This is a genomic window from Exiguobacterium sp. UBA3968 (assembly GCF_002385115.1).
Taxonomy (GTDB): domain Bacteria; phylum Bacillota; class Bacilli; order Exiguobacteriales; family Exiguobacteriaceae; genus Exiguobacterium_A.
Genome location: NZ_DGCW01000005.1, coordinates 840777 through 858989 on the forward strand (window position 1 = coordinate 840777; position 18213 = coordinate 858989).

Annotated in this window: 20 protein-coding genes; 15 read left to right on the forward strand and 5 right to left on the reverse strand. The window is 49.3% G+C overall.

All coding sequences use genetic code 11. From position 1 onward, the window contains the following. Positions 1–14: 14 nt before the first annotated feature. Together B3S86_RS06095 and B3S86_RS06100 are read right to left on the reverse strand one after the other, a co-directional pair. Entirely contained in the window at positions 15–425 is a 411-nt protein-coding gene (locus B3S86_RS06095) for a hypothetical protein (protein WP_056061383.1), read from the reverse strand. 82 nt (positions 426–507) lie between these two features. After that, the gene (locus B3S86_RS06100; RefSeq protein ID WP_290750368.1) at positions 508–1971 is read right to left on the reverse strand and encodes a potassium/proton antiporter; all 1464 of its coding nucleotides are present in this window, start codon (positions 1969–1971) and stop codon (positions 508–510) included. A 160-nt stretch (positions 1972–2131) separates the two neighbouring features. Between B3S86_RS06100 and B3S86_RS06105 the strand changes: the two genes are divergently transcribed. From B3S86_RS06105 to B3S86_RS06155, 11 genes are all read left to right on the forward strand, one after another. After that, complete coding sequence (locus tag B3S86_RS06105; RefSeq protein WP_035408008.1) at positions 2132–3004, forward strand: SDR family NAD(P)-dependent oxidoreductase; 873 nt, start codon at positions 2132–2134, stop codon at positions 3002–3004. A 222-nt stretch (positions 3005–3226) separates the two neighbouring features. Further along, the gene (locus tag B3S86_RS06110) at positions 3227–3712 is read left to right on the forward strand and encodes a GNAT family N-acetyltransferase (protein ID WP_290750373.1); all 486 of its coding nucleotides are present in this window, start codon (positions 3227–3229) and stop codon (positions 3710–3712) included. 73 nt (positions 3713–3785) lie between these two features. Continuing rightward, on the forward strand, positions 3786–4835 hold the full coding sequence (locus B3S86_RS06115; RefSeq protein WP_056061392.1) for an oxidoreductase: 1050 nt from the start codon (positions 3786–3788) through the stop codon (positions 4833–4835). A 183-nt stretch (positions 4836–5018) separates the two neighbouring features. Continuing rightward, the gene (locus B3S86_RS06120; RefSeq protein WP_290750378.1) at positions 5019–6095 is read left to right on the forward strand and encodes a C39 family peptidase; all 1077 of its coding nucleotides are present in this window, start codon (positions 5019–5021) and stop codon (positions 6093–6095) included. 139 nt (positions 6096–6234) lie between these two features. Further along, positions 6235–7938, forward strand: a complete 1704-nt coding sequence (locus B3S86_RS06125; protein ID WP_290750382.1) for a DUF2339 domain-containing protein — start codon at positions 6235–6237, stop codon at positions 7936–7938. 134 nt (positions 7939–8072) lie between these two features. Then, positions 8073–8891 carry an iron uptake system protein EfeO gene (gene efeO / locus B3S86_RS06130; protein WP_290750385.1) on the forward strand — a complete coding sequence of 273 codons (819 nt, stop codon included), beginning with the start codon at positions 8073–8075 and terminating at the stop codon, positions 8889–8891. A gap of 2 nt (positions 8892–8893) precedes the next feature. Continuing rightward, the gene (efeB, locus tag B3S86_RS06135) at positions 8894–10126 is read left to right on the forward strand and encodes an iron uptake transporter deferrochelatase/peroxidase subunit (protein ID WP_414651168.1); all 1233 of its coding nucleotides are present in this window, start codon (positions 8894–8896) and stop codon (positions 10124–10126) included. Then, entirely contained in the window at positions 10110–11783 is a 1674-nt protein-coding gene (locus B3S86_RS06140) for an FTR1 family iron permease (protein WP_290753224.1), read from the forward strand. The genes efeB and B3S86_RS06140 overlap by 17 nt, the downstream gene beginning before the upstream one ends. An 86-nt stretch (positions 11784–11869) precedes the next feature. Continuing rightward, entirely contained in the window at positions 11870–12331 is a 462-nt protein-coding gene (locus B3S86_RS06145; protein ID WP_035407992.1) for a general stress protein, read from the forward strand. Between the two features lie 94 nt (positions 12332–12425). Continuing rightward, a complete protein-coding gene (locus B3S86_RS06150) occupies positions 12426–12791 on the forward strand; it encodes a YciI family protein (protein WP_035407990.1) in 366 nt (121 codons plus the stop codon). Beyond that, complete coding sequence (locus B3S86_RS06155; RefSeq protein ID WP_214853777.1) at positions 12788–13090, forward strand: putative quinol monooxygenase; 303 nt, start codon at positions 12788–12790, stop codon at positions 13088–13090. Before B3S86_RS06150 ends, B3S86_RS06155 begins: the two co-directional genes overlap by 4 nt. Positions 13091–13130: 40 nt before the next feature. Here the strand turns inward: B3S86_RS06155 and B3S86_RS06160 are convergent, their stop codons facing one another. Next, a complete protein-coding gene (locus B3S86_RS06160) occupies positions 13131–13448 on the reverse strand; it encodes a hypothetical protein (RefSeq protein WP_290750393.1) in 318 nt (105 codons plus the stop codon). A gap of 79 nt (positions 13449–13527) precedes the next feature. Beyond that, positions 13528–14064, reverse strand: a complete 537-nt coding sequence (locus B3S86_RS06165; protein ID WP_290750396.1) for a flavodoxin family protein — start codon at positions 14062–14064, stop codon at positions 13528–13530. Between the two features lie 145 nt (positions 14065–14209). Here B3S86_RS06165 and B3S86_RS06170 point away from each other — a divergent pair, with 145 nt between their 5' ends. Then, complete coding sequence (locus tag B3S86_RS06170) at positions 14210–14878, forward strand: hypothetical protein (RefSeq protein WP_214853785.1); 669 nt, start codon at positions 14210–14212, stop codon at positions 14876–14878. On the opposite strand, the gene B3S86_RS06175 is transcribed toward B3S86_RS06170, so the two are convergent. Next, complete coding sequence (locus B3S86_RS06175) at positions 14866–15717, reverse strand: alpha/beta fold hydrolase (RefSeq protein WP_290750402.1); 852 nt, start codon at positions 15715–15717, stop codon at positions 14866–14868. The two genes, B3S86_RS06170 and B3S86_RS06175, sit on opposite strands and share 13 nt — an antisense overlap. Before the next feature lie 113 nt (positions 15718–15830). On the opposite strand from B3S86_RS06175, the gene B3S86_RS06180 reads away from it, so the two are divergent. The 3 genes from B3S86_RS06180 (at position 15831) to B3S86_RS06190 (ending at position 18161) form a co-directional block, all read left to right on the forward strand. Then, positions 15831–16835 (forward strand): helix-turn-helix transcriptional regulator, encoded by a 1005-nt coding sequence (locus tag B3S86_RS06180; RefSeq protein WP_290750405.1) that lies wholly within the window; start codon positions 15831–15833, stop codon positions 16833–16835. Positions 16836–16989: 154 nt separating this feature from the next. Continuing rightward, positions 16990–17316: a hypothetical protein gene (locus tag B3S86_RS06185; protein WP_290750408.1), complete on the forward strand. Its 327-nt coding sequence runs from the start codon at positions 16990–16992 to the stop codon at positions 17314–17316. Positions 17317–17642: 326 nt separating this feature from the next. Beyond that, positions 17643–18161 (forward strand): hypothetical protein, encoded by a 519-nt coding sequence (locus tag B3S86_RS06190; protein WP_290750411.1) that lies wholly within the window; start codon positions 17643–17645, stop codon positions 18159–18161. Positions 18162–18213: the final 52 nt, after the last annotated feature.

An 18213-nucleotide genomic window follows, 5' to 3' on the forward strand; every position in this document is an offset into this window, starting at 1 on the left:
GTCTGTTCGTTTTTTTAGTGCGCGTGCTGTGACAATCGATTAAAGACGACGGACAGACTGTAATAGATCATTGCTGTCAGAGCAGCGATCGTAAAAGAAAGCGGCAGGTCAAATGCGTCCTTCGTCGTCAAGAGAATCAGGAGACTCGCGATCACGATACCGTACACTCCGTAACCGAGGACTGTCGGCACATACGCTAATGTCGTCGATGACCGGTTGATGATCATGCCGATAAGGAAGTCGAGTAAGAAGCCGGACAGCAAGATGATCGGCAAGGTCGCTAAGACGTAAAACAAAAATGTTGAACCGAATGATTCATACATCGTATCCGATGTCCGATCTCGGAGCGGTGTATAGGATATGTATGCTAGGACGGTGCAAACGAGCGTGGTGGTCAAGATGACGGCAAGTAATCGGTTTAACATCAAGGTTCCTCCTTTATTTTCCTTTTTGAGTATATCAATCTACATCAAAAAACACACCCTACTGGAGGATGTGTTTTTTGATCTATATTCCGAGTGACGCAATCAACCGTCGCACGTCCTGATCCGCTTGTTTAGGTGTTAAAATCAACAGTTGATCGTCTACGAGGACACGTGTCTGACCACGCGGCGTCAGGATTTCATCTTCACGAATGATCGCAACGACGAGCACATCCTGGGGCATCTCGATATCCTGTAACGTTCTTCCGGCAATCACACTGTTTGTCGAGACCCTGACCTCGATGATCTCCGCTTGCGGATGGGTGACGGTCATGAATTTCAGGAATGGTTCGACCGTCGTGTCGGGCTGTGTCTCTAGCCCCATTCGCCGGACGATCCACGGCAAGGCCGTTCCTTGCAAAAGAGCAGACGTCATGACGGTGAAGAAGACGATATTGAAAAGAAGCGGCGCTTCAGAAAGACCACTCGAAAGCGGATAGGTCGCGAGAATGATCGGAACGGCGCCCCGTAATCCGGCTGCCGTGATGACACTCTGTTCTTTGACCGTGTACCGAAACGGAAGCAACGACAAGACGACGGCAAGTGGACGAGCGAGCAGGATTAACGTCAGGACGATGACGGCCGAAACGAACAAGGTCCGAGGATCGAGTAATTGTTTTGGAAAGACGAGCAGTCCGAGCATGATGAACATGCCGATCTCTGCTAGATGCGACAAGCTACCACTAAATCGTTTGAGCGTCTCACGGTAGATCATATCATGATTGTTGATCCAGATTCCGGTCAGATAGACGGCGAGAAACCCACTGGCGTGCAAAATCGTCGCGAGACCATACGAGAAGAGCGCCCCACTGAACAGAAGCGTCGGATAAAGGGCGGACGATGGCAACTCGATCCGGTTCAGCAGTTGCGTGACGAGATACCCGATCGCAAGACCAACTAGTGTCCCGAGTCCCATCTCATAGAGGAAGGAAAGGATGCCGGCACCAATCGAGAACGTTTCCGGTGCCAATGCAAACGATGTGAATAAGATCGTGAGAAAGACAGCCATCGGGTCATTCGTTCCAGACTCCGCTTCAAGCGTATGTTTGACCTTAGCATCGACCGGTCGTCCACTTAACAGAGAAAAGACAGCCGCCGCATCGGTTGAGCCGACGAGTGCGCCGATCAGTAACGCGACCGGCCAAGAAAAATCAAGCAGATAATGTGCGACGAAAGCGATGATTCCTGTCGTTGCGAGGACTCCGATGGTCGCGAGCGACAGGGCGGCGGGGAGAATCTTTCGGAAATGTGTCCATTTTGTATGCAAGCCGCCGTCAAATAGAATCAAGACGAGCGCCATTGTCCCATAGAGACGCGCTTGTTCAAAATCACCGAAGTTGATGATTCCTGAAACGTCGGACCCTGCGACGATACCGACAACGACGAATAGAATCAACGTCGGTACATTTAACCGGACAGCGAACTTCGTCGTGATGATTGCAATCAGTAATAGTGTGCCTGCGACGAACAAAATCGTACCTTCTTCCATCCCACCACCTCTTTCTTGATGACATGCTCTCTTCTTAGTATACGTTATTTTTCGAAAATTTCGAAAAATAACACCAAAATAAGGTGTATAAACGAATAGAAAAAGGAAAACTAGAAGCAGGACTAGTGCGTTCAAAATGGAACATCAAGGAGGAAGAGGGATGAACATCTGTATCGTCACGGGTGCCAATTCTGGTATGGGAATGGTCACGATTCAAGAATTACTGGAGCGGGGAGATCGTGTCATCGCGACCGTCCGGTCTCAGAAAAAAGCGACGGCACTCGTTCAACTGTTGCGGGAAAACGGTGTATCGCATACACAACTGGAAATCGAGATTGTGCAACTGGATCAACTTGACTCCGTCCGTCGTTTTGCGGATCGCCTGTTCGACATGGTGGGTCGAATCGACCGTTTGATCCTAAATGCTGGAGTCATGGTACCGCCGTATCATGTCACGAAGGACGGTTTTGAATCGCAATTCCAAGTCAATTACTTGAGTCACTTCTACTTGATCGAGCGATTGTTACCTTTACTCGAAAAAGGACAAGATCCGCGCGTCATCTCGATTTCCTCTCTCGCCGGTGAAGGCGGCTTGATCCGGACCGACGTCGAACTTGAGGCGATCGCGCACGTCAAAAAAGAACATTACAGCCCGATGCGTTCTTACCGCGAATCGAAGCTCCTGCAAATGATTCATATGCGTGAGCTAGCTGAAAAGCACGGCGACCGGATCACGTTCGTCAGCGTCCACCCGGGGATCGTCAATACGGATCTGTTCTATCGCGGCAAGTACGGCAAAGTGATGAAGACGTTACTCAAACCAGTCGCGCAAGTCGGATACTGGACCGGAAAACTTTATACACCGGAATACGGTGCGAAGACGGCGCTCTATCTCGCAACAACCGACGATCCACTTGACAACGGCGGCTATTATGCGGATTCCGCTCCTCGACTCAGCAATCCGATCGTCGAAGATGACGAGTACCGGGCACAAGCACGGAATTTGTCGCGCCGCTGGGTCGAATTATCCTGAACGCCAAAAAAACGACCGGCTCGTGGGAAGCCGGTCGTTTACCGTTGTGACGACTGGGGGTCAGATCACTCCTAAAGAATACGTTACATCGAAATAAAATTGTGGAATATGAAAAAAATCACAAAATAATGGGCAAACATGAAATCTTGAAGCAAAAAGGTTTTCTTCTCGCTTCGCATTCGTTAGGATAGAGAAGAATTTTTTTGTAACAGGAGGAATAACATGATACGACAAGCTACATCAAAAGACGTTCGAAACATCGCAACCCTACTTGAGCAAAAAGCGCTCTCCCTTAAAGCCGGTGGCAGTAGCCAGTGGTCTGCTTATCTTGAGCAAGACATCGAACAACTCGTCGCGCGAGATTTAGAAGCCGGCCGCCTGTATGTCTTTGAGGATCAGAACGAGCTGCTTGGTTCCGTTGCCCTGCTTCCTTCGCTCGAATGGGATCAATCCTTGTGGGATGATGTAGAAGGTCTGTATATCCATCGAATCGTCGTCAGCGACCGCGCAAAAGGACGTGGAGTCGGTCGGAAACTGCTGGAACATGCGATTGCAGTGACAGAGGACGAAGGAGAAATCCTACGACTCGACTGTGTCGCTTCAAACGAGTTTCTCAACGCGTATTACACGTCTTTCGGATTCGTCCATCAAGGAACACGGGACGGCTTCTCGATTTATGAGTATGAACGCATCGAAGCGACGGCTTGAAGCGGTTCAATCAAGACAACGGTCGTTTCGTTTGGTATGGTAAGAGAAAAAGAACGGTTCAAGGAGTGATCGGATGCGATTGAATATCGGCTTCATCGGCTTTGGCAAAAGTACGACCCGTTACCATTTACCGTACGTGATGATCGAGGACAACTATCACGTCACCTGGATTTACAATCGGAAGGAAAAACCGGAGCTGTTCGCATCCTATCAGGATCGACTGCCGGATGCCCGTTTTACGACGGATGTGTCTGAGATGCTCGCTGACCCGGCACTTGATGTCGTCGTCATCAATACACCACCGGCTACCCATTTCGAATACGCGTTGCTCGCCTTGCAACATCAAAAGCATGTTCTCGTCGAAAAGCCGTTTACCGTGACTGAAGAGGAGACGAAGCGTTTATTTGCGGAAGCACATGCGCAAGGCGTCAAAATTCTCGCTTATCAAAACCGCCGTTACGACAGCGACTTCCAAGTCGTCGCCCAAATCATCCGTTCCGGAAAACTCGGACGACTTGTCGAAGTCGTCTCGCAGTTTGATTTGTTTCGTCCCGAAGCAGCGTCAGCTGATGCGCGCCATGAGAACGGCGCACTCTACGGACTTGGTGTTCATACGCTTGACCAAATCATCGCCTTATTCGGAAAACCGGACAAGGTTGCCTTTGATGTGCGTAGTGTTCGACTGCCGCACAATCCCGATGATGCGTTTGCGATTGATCTCTATTATCCGGAGCTGAAAGTCAGCGTCCGGACGAGTCATGTCGCACTTGCCCCGGCACCCCGGTGGATGTTACACGGCACGAACGGCACGTTCATCAAACAACACGTCGACCGGCAAGAGCTCGACCTGAAAGCGAACTACTTCCCGGGAGAAGAGGGGTTCGGTGAGGATTCAGAAGACGATTATGGGCGTTTGATTTATCATGATGAACACGGTCACTTACAAGACGTCCGGATACCGAGTCCCGTCGGTGATTACGGCAAGCTGTACCGTGCCTTTTACCGCAGTATCGTCGAAGATGCACCGCTTCCGGTGAAAGAAGAAGATACCTTGTTTGTTGCCCATCTGCTCGAACAAGCTTTTGCGCAACCGTCACCTTATATCTTGACGATCCAAAATTAAATTTTAATTTGATTGCAGGTTGATGACAACTCGACTGTGCCCATAGGCATGGTCGGGTTTTTTTGATATAAAGAACAGGTGCATTCCTTATTTTTCAGATTTTTCTAAAGAAATGTTGATTATTTTTTCAAAAAGTTGGGAATAAGGGAATGTCTCACCAAATTTAAACATAGGGGGTCTATCATGAAACGATTCTTATCCGCATTGCTCGTAGCGGTTGTCATCGTTGGCGTACTCAGCCCTTCGTTGATCGCTGAGGCCGCGACGAAGTTGACCGTGACGACGGATGTCTTACGCGTCCGCGAGAAACCGTCGACATCGAGTAAGATTCTCGGTAATGTCTACAAAGGGAACGTCTACACATCAAAGGGAACGTCCGGCAGCTGGTATAAAATCAGCTACAAATCCCGCACAGGCTACATACACAAGAACTACGTCAAATCGTCTTCGTCGAAATATACGTCGACAGGAACGAAGTATACGACGGTCGGCACACTCAACGTCCGGACGGGTGCTGGAACGAAGTATAAAGTCGTAGGACAGCTGAATAAAGGGGTTGCCGTTGCGACATACGGCACGTCAGGGAGCTGGACACGGATTCTCTACAAGGGAAGCTACCGCTATATCTCGACGCAGTACGTTTCGAAGTCAAAACCATCGACGACGACGAAGAAGCTGAACGTCCCATACTACAATCAATATTCACTCGGATATCCGTCTGGTTGTGAGTTCGTCTCACTGAAGATGGCACTCGAATACAAGAAAAAAGCCGTTTCTGCTGCGTCACTCTATAATCAAATGCCGAAAAGCATGAAGAACGCGACGTATAAGAACGGGAAGTATTACTGGGCAGATCCACAAAAGATGTTCACAGGTAATCCAGCCGGAACGCTCGACTACTACAAGAACTGGGGCATCTATCCGAAAGGGATCCTACCACTTGCGAAAAAATACCGCAGTGGTGCCGTTGATATCTCAAAACAAGGCGTCTCGAAAATTGAGAGTGAGATCCGTAGCGGTAACCCGGTCATCGTCTGGGCAACGGTCGATTTCAAAAATCCATACGGTTACTTCTCTTGGATTAAACCAGACGGTAAAACATTCACAGGGTACCGTAATTATCATGTCATGCTTGTGACGGGTGTCTCGAGCGGTTCGTTCTACGTTTCAGATCCATATCGTGGCAAGTATAGTGTCAGTCGTTCGCAGTTCACGTCCGTCTTCAATCAGACAGGACAATATGCGTTATCTGTTCGTTAAATCCTCATCCGGTCGCCCCGACGCGACCGGATTTTTGTCATTTTCAGGCATATTGATACGAAAACTACTGTAAAATGAAGGAGTTCACCTGCTAGGTGTGTAAAAGAATGACAATGTATCCATGAAAGGAAGTGAAGAGATGGAAGATCCACGGATCACGCGTCTCGAGCAGGAGGTCGCGGCGTTACGACAACGAGTGGCTGCCCTTGAAGGACAGCACACTTCGCCTGTCGCCCCTGAACCGAGCGAACCAGAAGTGAGCACGGTCGCTCGCCCAGCCCCGCGTCCTGCCTTTACGAAACGAAAGCCGGTTGTTCCTCAACCAACATTTAAGGAAAAGCGCTCCCGCGAAGACTGGGAACAGGTCATCGCAACTGTCTGGTTACCCCGAATTGGAGCCATATTCGCCGCACTTGGGGCTTTGTTCCTCTTTTCCTACGCCTCGGTTGCCGGTCTGATCAGTCCGCCTGTCCGCATCGGAAGTGGGGTATTGATCGGTTTACTCGTCATCGCCCTTGGAGAATACCAGTATGAGAAGAAACGACGTGAGCTCGGGGTCGGACTCGTCGCGACCGGTACGATCGTCGCCTTGGCAGCACTGTTCGCCGGAATGGCCTTATATCAATTCTATCCACCGTCTTTAGCCTTCTTACTTGAGCTCGTCGTCGTCTTCATCGTGTACGGTCTGATGCTCTGGATGCGATCGCAAGCCTTGCTCGTCCTCGTATCCATCACCGGTTTCTTATTACCGTATCTACAATTATCGGACGACCCGAACTTACCGCTCTTCTTATTGTACGAAGTCGTCTTGTTCGCAGCGATCTTCTTTGCGGTTGACCGACTGAAGGCCAAAAAAGCGTTCGTCTTCGCTTGGGTGATCTTTACGATCGCACTCGCGTTCGGTCTACTCTCGTTAGAGCTCTACTGGCTTGATGAACAGGTACCACGACTTGATGAATGGTCTCTCTTACTTGCGACATTCTTCGGCTACGGTGCGACTTCCTTCGTCGGAAAACGGATTCAGTTTGAGAAGAACGTCCCAAGTTGGCTCGCTGGGGGTGTCGTCTTACTGACGTTACTGATCCTTGACTGGTCGTTCGGTACGCTGATCGCGATTCTGTTCGCTGGCACTGCCTACCTGCTCGCTGAACGATTGAAGGATTCCGCTCAAAACGGTGTCGGTCACGTCGCCTTACTCGTCGCCGTCCTCTTGATTCCGGCAGATGCCCTCAGCTGGACGTATCAACTGCGCTACTTTTTGATTGCTGGATTAATCGCTGCATTCTGGTTCGTTCCACGAGCGCGGATGCCACACCAACGGTTATTTAACGTCGGATTGTATGTCGTCTTCATCTTCTCGGCTGTCGTTGACTATGAAACCTATCAAAACCTAGGTTTATCCTACGCCTTGACCGTTCTAGCGATGGTCCTAGCTTCGACGGCGTTCGTCTTACTCCTCGTTCAGACACATCGTGATCCGGGTTGGAAAGGGTCGTGGCAACTCGTACTTGTCCTAGCGGCGATCGGTGTTTTTACGACCTACACGTTGATCATCATGGAGTTACCGTTCTATCGCGGTCTTGAAGAGACAGCGCGTAGTACGACGTTATCCGCGGCTTATATCGTCCTTGCCCTCGTGCTCGTCGCGATCGGTCGGATGCGGACGTCGTCGACATGGCGGTTATCCGGGTTGTTGCTCCTGACGATCAGTGCCGTCAAGCTTTTATTGTTTGACTTGTCATTCCTCACCTTGTTCCAAAAAGCGTTCGTCTTCATTGGCTTTGGGATTGTCACGTTCATTATTTCACGGACCTATTTCAAAAAACGAAAAAAAAATACCTGACAAAGCGCTTGGATTGGTCAAAAATGACTAATTCAAGCTTTTTTTATTACGCAAAAATTTTTATTGATAACGATTATCATTGTCGTCTATACTGATGAAGGAACTGACTTAACCATTTACAGGGGGAACGATAGATGAAACAAGCATTGTTGATGACAGGCGCACTCGCGGTCGTCTTAGCGGGTTGTAGTGAAGCCAAACAAGCGGAGAAACCAGCACCGAAAAAGGAGAATTTCGATCAGGTCGTCACCGATTACCGGACGTATGCAATCAATGAAATCGATACGTTCGTTCGTGAGACAGAAAAATTCACCGATGCCGTTCAAGCGGGCAAACTGGAAGAAGCGAAAGCATTGTACGCACCGACGCGGATGTATTACGAACGCGCGGAACCGATCGCGGAAGTGTTCGGTGATCTCGATCCGAAAATCGATGCGCGAGCAGGCGATGTCAAAGCGTCGGAGTGGGGTGGCTACCACCGGATCGAACAAGGGTTGTTTGAAAAGGGAACGACAAGAGGCTATGAAGCGTACGCGAAGCAATTGATGAAAGACGTTCATTTACTACGGGCGAAGGTCGAGACGGTCGAGGTGACACCGGAATTACTCGTCACGGGGGCGACGGATCTATTAAACGAAGTCTCGACGTCAAAAGTGACAGGCGAAGAAGACCGTTATTCGCATACGGACTTATATGACTTCGCAGCAAACGTCGAGGGGGCTGAAAAAATCTATGACTTGTTGAACCCGGCGCTGAAGAAACAAGATGCGACGTTATCAAAAGAGATCGCTGCTCGCTTCAAGGATGTCCATGCATTACTTGACGCGAAGAAAAAGGGTGACGGGTATGTCCTCTACACGAGTCTCTCGAAACAAGACGTCAAACAGATGAGTGTCGCAATCAATGAACTCGCGGAACCGCTCTCGAAGATGGGCATCGTACTGGAGGGATAAGCATGAAACCAATACAAGAAGGCGTCACGCGACGGGATGTCCTGAAGGTCGCAGGCTTGACGAGTCTCGGGGCCGCCCTGTATGCCAGTGGTCTTGAGAAGTTTCTTCCGCGGACATTAACTGTTGAAGCAAGTGATCAAGAGCCGTTCTACGGGACGTATCAAGCAGGCATTTTGACACCACCACAAAACCACGTCCAAGTCGTAGCGTTTGATATCAAGACGGAGCGACGCGATGAACTCGTTGATTTATTAAAACGCTGGACACGGTTATGTGCCCGACTTGCGGCTGGGTTACCATATGGCGATTCCGACTCCCGTTACATCCCACCGGAAGATACGGGGGAAGCGGACGGATTATCTGCCGGTCATTTGACGTTTACGTTCGGGTGCGGTCCAAGTCTATTTGACGGTCGCTTTGGTATTCAGCATAAACGACCGGAGGCGCTTAAACCGTTGCCGACGTTCGATCTCGATCGTTTAGATGAAAAATGGGGCGGAGGTGATCTTGTCGTTCAAGTTTGCGGTGATGATGCGCAAGTCGTCTTCCATGCAATTCGTAACCTCGTCCGTGTTGGGCGCGGAACGGTCGCGATGCGATGGTCGCAAGCTGGCTTCCAGCGCAGTAAAGCAGCAGATGCCTCTGGCGGGACGCCGCGCAATTTATTCGGCTTCAAGGATGGCACGGGAAATCCCGACGTCTCGAAGCAACAAGTCCGGAAAGAATCGCTCTTTTGTCAGTGGCAGGACGGGACGCCGTGGTTAACGAACGGCTCGTTCCTCGTCGTCCGCCGCATTCAGATGCATCTCGAGGTTTGGGACCGGACGATCCTGAAGGAACAGGAACGGACTTTCGGACGCGAACGTGCTTCCGGGGCACCGCTCGGCTCAACAGACGAGTTCGCTTCCGTCACCCCAGCGAAACGACAAGCTCGTGGCGAAGCTGCCTTACCGGTTGACTCGCATACCGCTGTCGCGCATGGAGACGGGAAGACAGCGATCCTACGCCGTTCCTACTCTTATCAAGACGGCATTGATGAGAAGACAGGTGCCCTCGATGCTGGACTACTCTTTTTATCGTATCAGCGTTCGCCAAAACAATTCATCGCGATTCAGCGCCGTCTTGCCGCGCAGGATCGACTGAATGAATACATCACGCACCGTGGAAGTGCCATTTTCGCCTGCTTCGGTGGGATCTCGAAAGGAGGCTACATCGGTGATGCGTTATTTGCGTAATCTTGTCCTTTTACTTGTACTCCTTGTAGCTGGTCAACACGCGGTGCCTGTCCATGCTGCTTCGACGGATGATCTCTATGTCGCAATCGGACAAGCCCTGTCTGCCGTCGCAAGTGAAGATCGCGCGGCACTGAATCAAGCCATCGATGAATTAGGGCAAGCTGCTCAAGATTTACCTGATCAACAAGCGGCAATCAGGAAAGCCGTCAAACAGGTCGATGCAAAACGATCGGCAGCGTTTCCTGAAGTCCGCGAGCAACTGACGGCACTCTCTGCTGCCGTCCGGAAGCAGGAAGAAGCCACGAAACCGAAGACAGATCCGGTTGCGAAAGCAAAGGTGAAGCAATTGCTTTCGTTGACAAAAGAGATGCGTCAAGTCAAAGCGAGCGATCGTCCGGCAGCGGAACAACGATTGTTGACCGCTTGGGCAACGCACGAAAGTCTTGTCCGTAATGACAGTATCGGTCACTATGGCAACATCGAGATGGCGCTTGCGTCGATTCGGATCGCTGCGGCGCGAAAGCCTGCGGATACGAAGGAGTGGAAGGCGGCACTTGATCAATTCGACAATGCAGTCCAGTCCTTCCTCGCCGGAGAACAAGTCCAAGCGAAGAAAACAGGACTGCAGTCACTGCTGACACCGCTTGAAGAGGCGCAGACCGCGCTTGCAGCAAGTGATTTGCCGCAAGCGAAGCTGGCACTCGAATCGTTTCTGAAGACCTGGCCGCGAGCCGAAGGCGAGGTCCGGACACGAAATGAAGGTCTCTATTCCCAGCTTGAATCAGACGTACCCTTGCTACTTGCTCGGCTGACGCCGGAAACTCAGCAAAAGACGGCACAAGAACTCCAGTCGTTCGAGAATGCTATTGCACAATTACAAACAAAGACACATTATACGTTCATCGACGCGATGCTCGTAATGCTCCGGGAAGGTTTGGAAGCATTATTAATCGTCAGTGCACTTGTTGCCTTTGCACGGAAAAGCCGAACCAAACAAGAAGGTAAGGTCTGGGCAGGTGCCGGGCTTGGTCTGATCGCAAGTGGTCTGTTAGCCCTCATCCTGCAGACAGTCTTTCAAGCCTCATTCGCAGCAACAGGTCGCGAACAAATCGAGGGCTATACGGGAATCGTCGCGGTCGTCGTCATGCTGTTCGTCGGCTACTGGTTGCACTCGAAAAGCGCCGTCGCGAAACGCAAACACTTTTTGTCGACGCTCTCAACGACGTCCTTGTTCTTCGTCAGTTTCTTGACGATCTTCCGGGAAGGTGCCGAGACGTTGTTATTCTACATCGGAATGGCACCAGCGATGACGAAGACTGCCTTGTTGTCCGGGATTGGTCTTGCAATCGTCATCATCGGACTCGTCTCGTATGCGGTCATCCAGATCGGTGTTCGTTTACCGATCCATCGTTTGTTCCAAGTCGCATCCTGGTTAATTTATCTGATGGCATTCAAGATTCTTGGTACGAGTCTGCACGCGTTGCAGCTGACAAACGTCTTACCGATCCATCCGATCAATGGACTCGGAACCGCCGGCTGGATCGGCTTCTATCCGACGATCGAGACACTCATCCCGCAAGTCGTCCTGATGATTTTGATTACGATGTTTACGATCTGGCAAAAACGACGCACAGCAGCAATCCAGACGGCTGCTTAATCCATTTTTCAATTTCAGGTTTTAACTATTATGTTTCGGGTATAACTTCTTATCAGCAGCTTGCTGCATGAAGGAGAGGGATTTTTATGCTTGAAACGCGCATCGTACGAAACATGACCGCTGTCGACGCAGAAGTGACGAGCCTTAAATCAAGTGGTTATTCGAATAAACAGATCTACATCTTTGCGAAAGACGAAGAACTCGCGGAACGCATCGCGAACGATACGCAGACGTTACCGTATCGCGTGACGAAGAAGTCGTTCTTCGAGACCTTATTATCAGCCGTCCGGAGTAACCGGAAAGACCGGATCGCTCAGTTGTCCGAGCTTGGTATGACGAAGGATGTCGCCGAGGACCTAGAAGATGAAGTCCGACACGGTCGGATTGTCATCGTCGGTTCGAAGTCTGATTTACTGAATCCAGCGTTTGCGGCATCGTATGTGGCGGATGAAGCAACCGATTATGGTGCTGGCGTCCCGAAACTCGAAGATGAGGAAACGACAACAACATTACCAGCCGATCAAAATGTCAAATTAAAAGATGAATGATACGTAAGCCTCCTGTTTCTCAGTATAGAGACAAGGAGGCTTTTGTTTAACCTTCTCTTGGAAGGGAATGGAAAGGATGAAAGGAGGAAAGATGATGCAATTCTTATATGTTGGCTATTACGATGCAGACCAGATGGATGCTTTATCGAAGGAAGAGATTGACGCCTTGATGTCGCGTTGTGATGCGTTGATGAACACCTTTAATAAACAAGTGAACGTTTTATCAGACTGGCACCCGGGTCTAGCGACACAAGCATTTTACTGGCGAGATGGTGTCGTGCAGACGAATGATGAACCAGATCGCTCGAGTGGGGAGCAAATCGGCAGTTTGATCGTCTTTGAAGCACGTGATTTAGATCATGCGATGGAACTAGCTTTCCTTCATCCGACGACTCAAGTCGCAGAAGGGGAATCTTACGGTTGGCGAGCGGAAGTTCGACCGTTATCAGGTACCTCATGATGTATGGATTATGGACGACATTTACGACTCAAAACGGACAACGCGACAACGTCATTGCCCTGTTGCTTGAAGCTGCGGCTTCTCTTGCGACGCATCCGGGCTGCCTGCACTACATCATCAGCCGTTCTGACGAGCCAGATGTTTTGCATGTTCGCGAAATTTGGACGGATTCGGCTACTCATCAAGCATCCTTAACTTTACCGGTGACGCAGCACTTGATTACGCAAGCGCGTCCGTTACTTGAACATGTTGAACGTGTACTGGAAGATCAACCGCTCGGTGGCAAAGGACTCATATAAATCAAAACCCCTTCTCTCATCGAGAAGGGGTTGAATGCTGTTAGGTTGCCTTCCACTTGATATCGATGACGTCTGACGCTCGTACCATTCGGCGCATACCTGTCGATGTGACGAGTTCAATCGTTCCACGGTCATGAAAAATCGCTTGGATTGAACCGGATACCATATCCAGTTGTTTCAATCGGACGTGGACCGTCTGTCCGGTCCGGACTGCACGTTCCATGATGTGTTGCAAGGAGAGGCGATCACGAACAATCGTCTCTTCGCGAGATTGATACAAATGTTCAAGATGAAGGATATGCTGGCGTGAAGTCAGTTGTTTCCACTTGCGATTCGATCGTTTTTTAGATGCGAACATGGCTGACCACCTCCTGAATTGAGTCGTACGCTAGACAGTCGTGCGCTCTGCTTCAGATAATTCCCTTCAAGATCCGTGCTTAAACACGTGCACCTGACATTTTTTCGCGAAACGCCTCGATGGCCACAATTGCTTCTTGATCGTGTTCGACCTCACCCGGTGCATTCCCTTCGGCAAGAATCGTTGTCTCAAGCGTCGCACCGAGGAACGACGCGATATGCTTGAACTGCGTGACGAGTGCCTGTCCTTTGATGCGCGGATCGTCTCCACCGACGGCAATCAAGTGGAATCGTTTCCCTGCCATTCGGCTTTTGAAGTCGAGCTCTTCGTCGCGAAGTGACTCGCTGAAGCGGTCGATGAATAATTTCATCTTCGTCGACATCGAGTACCAGTAAATCGGTGTGATGAACAGGATGTCATCGTGTTCAAGCATCGCTTCGACGATTCGGCGATAATCATCACCGATCGGCAAAAAGCCACCATGATGACGGCGGTCTTCAATCGGCTGAATCGAGACGTTCGCCAAATCGACAGCCACATGACGGATGCCTTTCAACGCTTGTTCACCTAGCCATTCACTGTTTCCTTTACGTGAGCTACCATAAATCGTATACATATCGTGCATCTCCTTTTGAATTCGATTGTTTTATTCTATTCCAAACTTCACTGTCAATACATCGATATGCTCACAATTGGTTTTGAATAAGGGTTTTGCGGAAAAAGACAAGAAGACGAAAAACAAATAGGGGAGGAACAGTCGAATGGAGAGAAGTACGCTCATTGCGCTAGAAAAACACTTATATGCCATCCACCTCGAAATGGATGGACTGGCGCGGCTGATTACGAAACAATTGATTCATTTGAGCCAAGTGGCTGCATCCGTCGAACATTTTCGGCGGATGAGCTTTGATATCTATAAACATCGGACGTCGCTCGAACAGGTTCCGTCACAAGTCTTATATGAGACGGCTCTCGATTACGAAGATTGGCTCGAAGAAGAATTTGATGAGATTCCTGCTAATTGGCAACTGGCGACGAAAGAAGAAGAGGTACTCGAGCAGCTCTGGTGGTTCGAATTCTCACGGATTCTAGCGGAACTCGAAGAATGGCTCAGTCTTTATCTGATTCGCCGAATTCGAGAAGATGTCCGCTATATGCCACCGGTGATCGAGAAGAACGCCTACGCCTTGTCGGAAGATGCCCGACACGTCTTTTGGCGACTTTTACAACGTTCCGTCGCGAAGCCTTCATCAAAAATCAAGGCCAATCAATTATCGTGCCGAATGGGGATCGCCGAGATCGCCCGCTGTGCCCGCCTCAATCAAGATCGAACACGTCGTGCGATCGGTGAACTGAAGAACCGGGGACTGGTTGCGATCGAAGAGGACGACGAGAAGTTGAAGATGCGGCTTCGGCTTCAAGTCATCTGATTGAAAGCGATGAAGCGTTCAATCATGCGTTCATCCCGACGTGCGGATGGACCAATCCAAATGAGATGACCGGGGCTCTTCGATTCGATGAACTGTGCATGCGGAATGCTTCGTCGAGCGTATTCCGCGTGTTCGAACGGAACAGCACGGTCTGACTTTGAATGGACGATCAAAACCGGACACGTGACGGCTTCGAGTCGCTCTTGTCCTAAGTCTTGCGTAATATCGAATAACACACCCCGTCCTGGACCATTTTGAAGACCGACCTCATATAACAACGAAGCATCCGTCTCACTGATGTGAGTACGGATTGTTTCGCGTGGTAAGAGACTCGTCATCTCGACCATCCGGACTGCCGCTTCTTCAGGAAACTTCCGGATTTTATCCTTCACATACGCCCAAATCCCCAATTGAATGAACTGCAAGGGACGCTGCAAGACCGGTTGGATGAGTAGGCGATGATAAGGAAGTGAAATTCGATGCGTCATCGCACATGCTAAGACGAGGGCATGAACGCCCGTATCCATTCCGGCAAGGGCGATCGCCGTCGGTCCTCCGGCTGAGATGCCGTAAACGGTATAGTGTTCGATTTGACGAGATGCGAGCCACCCGGCGTAAAATGTCGCGAGCGCCTCTGGATTATCTGCGAGTTGAAGTGGTGTTCGCCCATACCCCGGACGCGATGGTACGATGACACGATACCCTGCAGCAATCAATTTCTCGACATGGTAGATTTCCCGATAGTCCGACTGCGTCCCATGAATTAAAAGAATGACGGGACCGCTTCCGCTATCCCGGTAATCAAAGCGCTGCCCGTTCCATTCTGCGATACAATGCATCCAAATTCTCCTATCTCTTAATATTTACCATTTTATTGTTAATCTAATTTTCTTTTTCATGTATACTGTAAAGTATAACCAAACCATTGTGACTTAGGAAATGAGGATGCGTAGTGTCAAACGAAAAATTAACAAACCGTGACCGCTTACTTGCTGTACGAGAAATCTTCGAACGTCAGTCGGATGAAGATCATACGTTGACGCTTGAGGAATTAAGCATGGAACTCTCAAAACGAGGCTTAATCGAGAAGCTATCCCGAAAATCGTTAAAGGATGATATTGCAGCACTTGCTAAATCAGGCTTCGACGTCGTGGCGGAAGAGACGAAGAATGGACTTGCCATTCCGTATCATCTCGTCAGTCGTCCTTTTGAACATCATCAGCTCCGATTGCTCGTCGATGCCATCGCTAGTGCGAAGTTCATCTCGGAAAGTGAGACAACAGCTCTCGTCAAGACGCTTCAATCCCTGACGAGTGATAAGATGGCGGAGTCACTTCAGCCGGTCCTACATACTGTCAAAAAACCAAAAGGGATGACGTCCCGCTCAATCGATACGATTCAGAAAGCAATCAGTGAAGGTTTCGTCATCAGCTTCCAGTACCAAGGGAAATTCAACGAACGGACGCGAAAGTTCGAGTTACGCAAGGATGGCGAGCATTATCTCGTTTCACCAGCACATCTATTGATGGATAACGGAAATTACTATTTGATCGGAAGAGACGAACGGATCAAAGAGGTTCGAACGTATCGGGTCGATCGAATCGTTGATTGTAAAGCATTCGAACCGATGGAAGAACCGGTCTATGTCGAGCCAAGTTACTTAAGTAATATGTTCAACATGTATGGAGGAGAGAACGAGCAATTGACGCTTAAATTCCAGGAGAGTCTGATGCCGACCGTCGTTGACCGGTTCGGGACCGATATCCGTTGTCGTCGTCTCGATGACCTCTGGTTCGAGGTTAAGGTCGATGCGCTCTTTTCTGACGGCTTCATGATGTGGCTGATCCAGTTCGGCAACCAAGCAGAAATCATCGCACCTGTCGAACGCCGAGAGACATTCAAGAATAAAGTAGCGGGTCTTGCGACGATGTACCAAGTCGAAACACCTGCTCTTTAAGCGGGAAAGCAAGGTTCATTTGACCATGGATCTTGCTTTTTTAATTACAGAATAAAAAAATGTCGTTTTTTGTCGGATATTCATATTTGAATATTTTAAGCGAATAGTTCCAGTTACTATTATAGGTATCTGATACTTATGTAGGAGGAACGACATGCAACAGATGGAAAAAAGCCGATCAAACGGGATGCGGAAATTAGGTGCTTTCCTGTTCTTCGTTTGTTTATCCTATACATCTTGGTACTTATTCTCACTTTTTGTCTTTCATTTCGTGTTACCAGAAGATGTCATGACATCACTCGACATCGTCGCGTTCGGATTCAGTCCGGTTATCGCTCTTGTTGTCACCATCGGATCGCTACGTTTGATCGAACGGCGCATGAAACCTAAATTTACCCCCCTTTTATTCATCGGGTATATGCTTTCAACAAGTGTTTTGATCTATTATTCAGTTGCCTACGCGCTTCTACCCCGACTGTGACTTGCAACTCCCCAGCAATTGGCATATGCTACGCTTATAGCTTGCTAGGTAAGGGGGGATACGATGAACGCACAGTATATCCTCGACTGGATGCCGCTCGTGATTCCTGTCGGTGCCATCGTCTTTATTGTCGTCATTGCGCGTAAGGCTTCAAAAATCGATGCTGAAAAGTAAGAAGACTCCAACTAGGGAGTCTTTTTTTATCGGATTCCGTTGACACTTTATTCTTGTGATTTCCCTATTGTTCGAAAACATAACGCCACACATTTTTATGGTATAAAGAAACTAGGTGAAAGACCTAATATCAGGAAATCATGGAGGGACAGATGAGACAAAGAACCGTCATGACTTTACTTGCACTCAGTCTACTGCTTACCGTGTGTATGTTGAAAAAATCGACGTTGACGCCAAAAGCTAGTACCATCGATCTCACCATCGCTGTCGTCGGAACGGCTCCAGTTCTTACACAATCTCCGGACTTCCACTCAATTGATCTTCAGGAAATCAAAGGAGATTTACGTCAATATGACGCCGTCATGATCATGCCGGAGTACTTACATAAGGCAGCAGGACGTGACTATGCCTCCGTCTACCGGAAAGCACATATTCCATTTTTCTTCATCGGCTCTCAAAAATCCATCGAACCGTTTCTTGATCCGAGTCTCTCATATGAGGGAAGCATCTCGGTGCCGAATCCGACGTTTGCAGCTGGTATGCTCTATGACGATACGCAAGAGACGACCTGGTTGTTCGGAGAGGGGATCGAACGACCGAATCGTTCGGAGCAACTGAGGATCTATCAATCGATTTTTCAAACAATTGAACAGAGCCACCTGGAAAATTAACGCTTGAAGGAAACTAGACCGAAAGTGTACTCATTTCTTTTCGCTTCGGTCT

What these genes read in the sequence shown, in the direction of transcription:
- B3S86_RS06125 (WP_290750382.1), top strand. Translation starts at nt 6,235, where the DNA reads ATGGAAGATCCACGGATCACGCGTCTCGAGCAGGAGGTCGCGGCGTTA.
- B3S86_RS06095 (WP_056061383.1), bottom strand. Translation starts at nt 425, where the DNA reads ATGTTAAACCGATTACTTGCCGTCATCTTGACCACCACGCTCGTTTGC.
- B3S86_RS06170 (WP_214853785.1), top strand. Translation starts at nt 14,210, where the DNA reads ATGGAGAGAAGTACGCTCATTGCGCTAGAAAAACACTTATATGCCATC.
- B3S86_RS06155 (WP_214853777.1), top strand. Translation starts at nt 12,788, where the DNA reads ATGATGTATGGATTATGGACGACATTTACGACTCAAAACGGACAACGC.
- B3S86_RS06120 (WP_290750378.1), top strand. Translation starts at nt 5,019, where the DNA reads ATGAAACGATTCTTATCCGCATTGCTCGTAGCGGTTGTCATCGTTGGC.
- B3S86_RS06145 (WP_035407992.1), top strand. Translation starts at nt 11,870, where the DNA reads ATGCTTGAAACGCGCATCGTACGAAACATGACCGCTGTCGACGCAGAA.
- B3S86_RS06105 (WP_035408008.1), top strand. Translation starts at nt 2,132, where the DNA reads ATGAACATCTGTATCGTCACGGGTGCCAATTCTGGTATGGGAATGGTC.
- B3S86_RS06175 (WP_290750402.1), bottom strand. Translation starts at nt 15,717, where the DNA reads ATGCATTGTATCGCAGAATGGAACGGGCAGCGCTTTGATTACCGGGAT.
- efeB (WP_414651168.1), top strand. Translation starts at nt 8,894, where the DNA reads ATGAAACCAATACAAGAAGGCGTCACGCGACGGGATGTCCTGAAGGTC.
- B3S86_RS06165 (WP_290750396.1), bottom strand. Translation starts at nt 14,064, where the DNA reads ATGTATACGATTTATGGTAGCTCACGTAAAGGAAACAGTGAATGGCTA.
- efeO (WP_290750385.1), top strand. Translation starts at nt 8,073, where the DNA reads ATGAAACAAGCATTGTTGATGACAGGCGCACTCGCGGTCGTCTTAGCG.
- B3S86_RS06190 (WP_290750411.1), top strand. Translation starts at nt 17,643, where the DNA reads ATGAGACAAAGAACCGTCATGACTTTACTTGCACTCAGTCTACTGCTT.
- B3S86_RS06110 (WP_290750373.1), top strand. Translation starts at nt 3,227, where the DNA reads ATGATACGACAAGCTACATCAAAAGACGTTCGAAACATCGCAACCCTA.
- B3S86_RS06160 (WP_290750393.1), bottom strand. Translation starts at nt 13,448, where the DNA reads ATGTTCGCATCTAAAAAACGATCGAATCGCAAGTGGAAACAACTGACT.
- B3S86_RS06115 (WP_056061392.1), top strand. Translation starts at nt 3,786, where the DNA reads ATGCGATTGAATATCGGCTTCATCGGCTTTGGCAAAAGTACGACCCGT.
- B3S86_RS06140 (WP_290753224.1), top strand. Translation starts at nt 10,110, where the DNA reads ATGCGTTATTTGCGTAATCTTGTCCTTTTACTTGTACTCCTTGTAGCT.
- B3S86_RS06185 (WP_290750408.1), top strand. Translation starts at nt 16,990, where the DNA reads ATGCAACAGATGGAAAAAAGCCGATCAAACGGGATGCGGAAATTAGGT.
- B3S86_RS06150 (WP_035407990.1), top strand. Translation starts at nt 12,426, where the DNA reads ATGCAATTCTTATATGTTGGCTATTACGATGCAGACCAGATGGATGCT.
- B3S86_RS06100 (WP_290750368.1), bottom strand. Translation starts at nt 1,971, where the DNA reads ATGGAAGAAGGTACGATTTTGTTCGTCGCAGGCACACTATTACTGATT.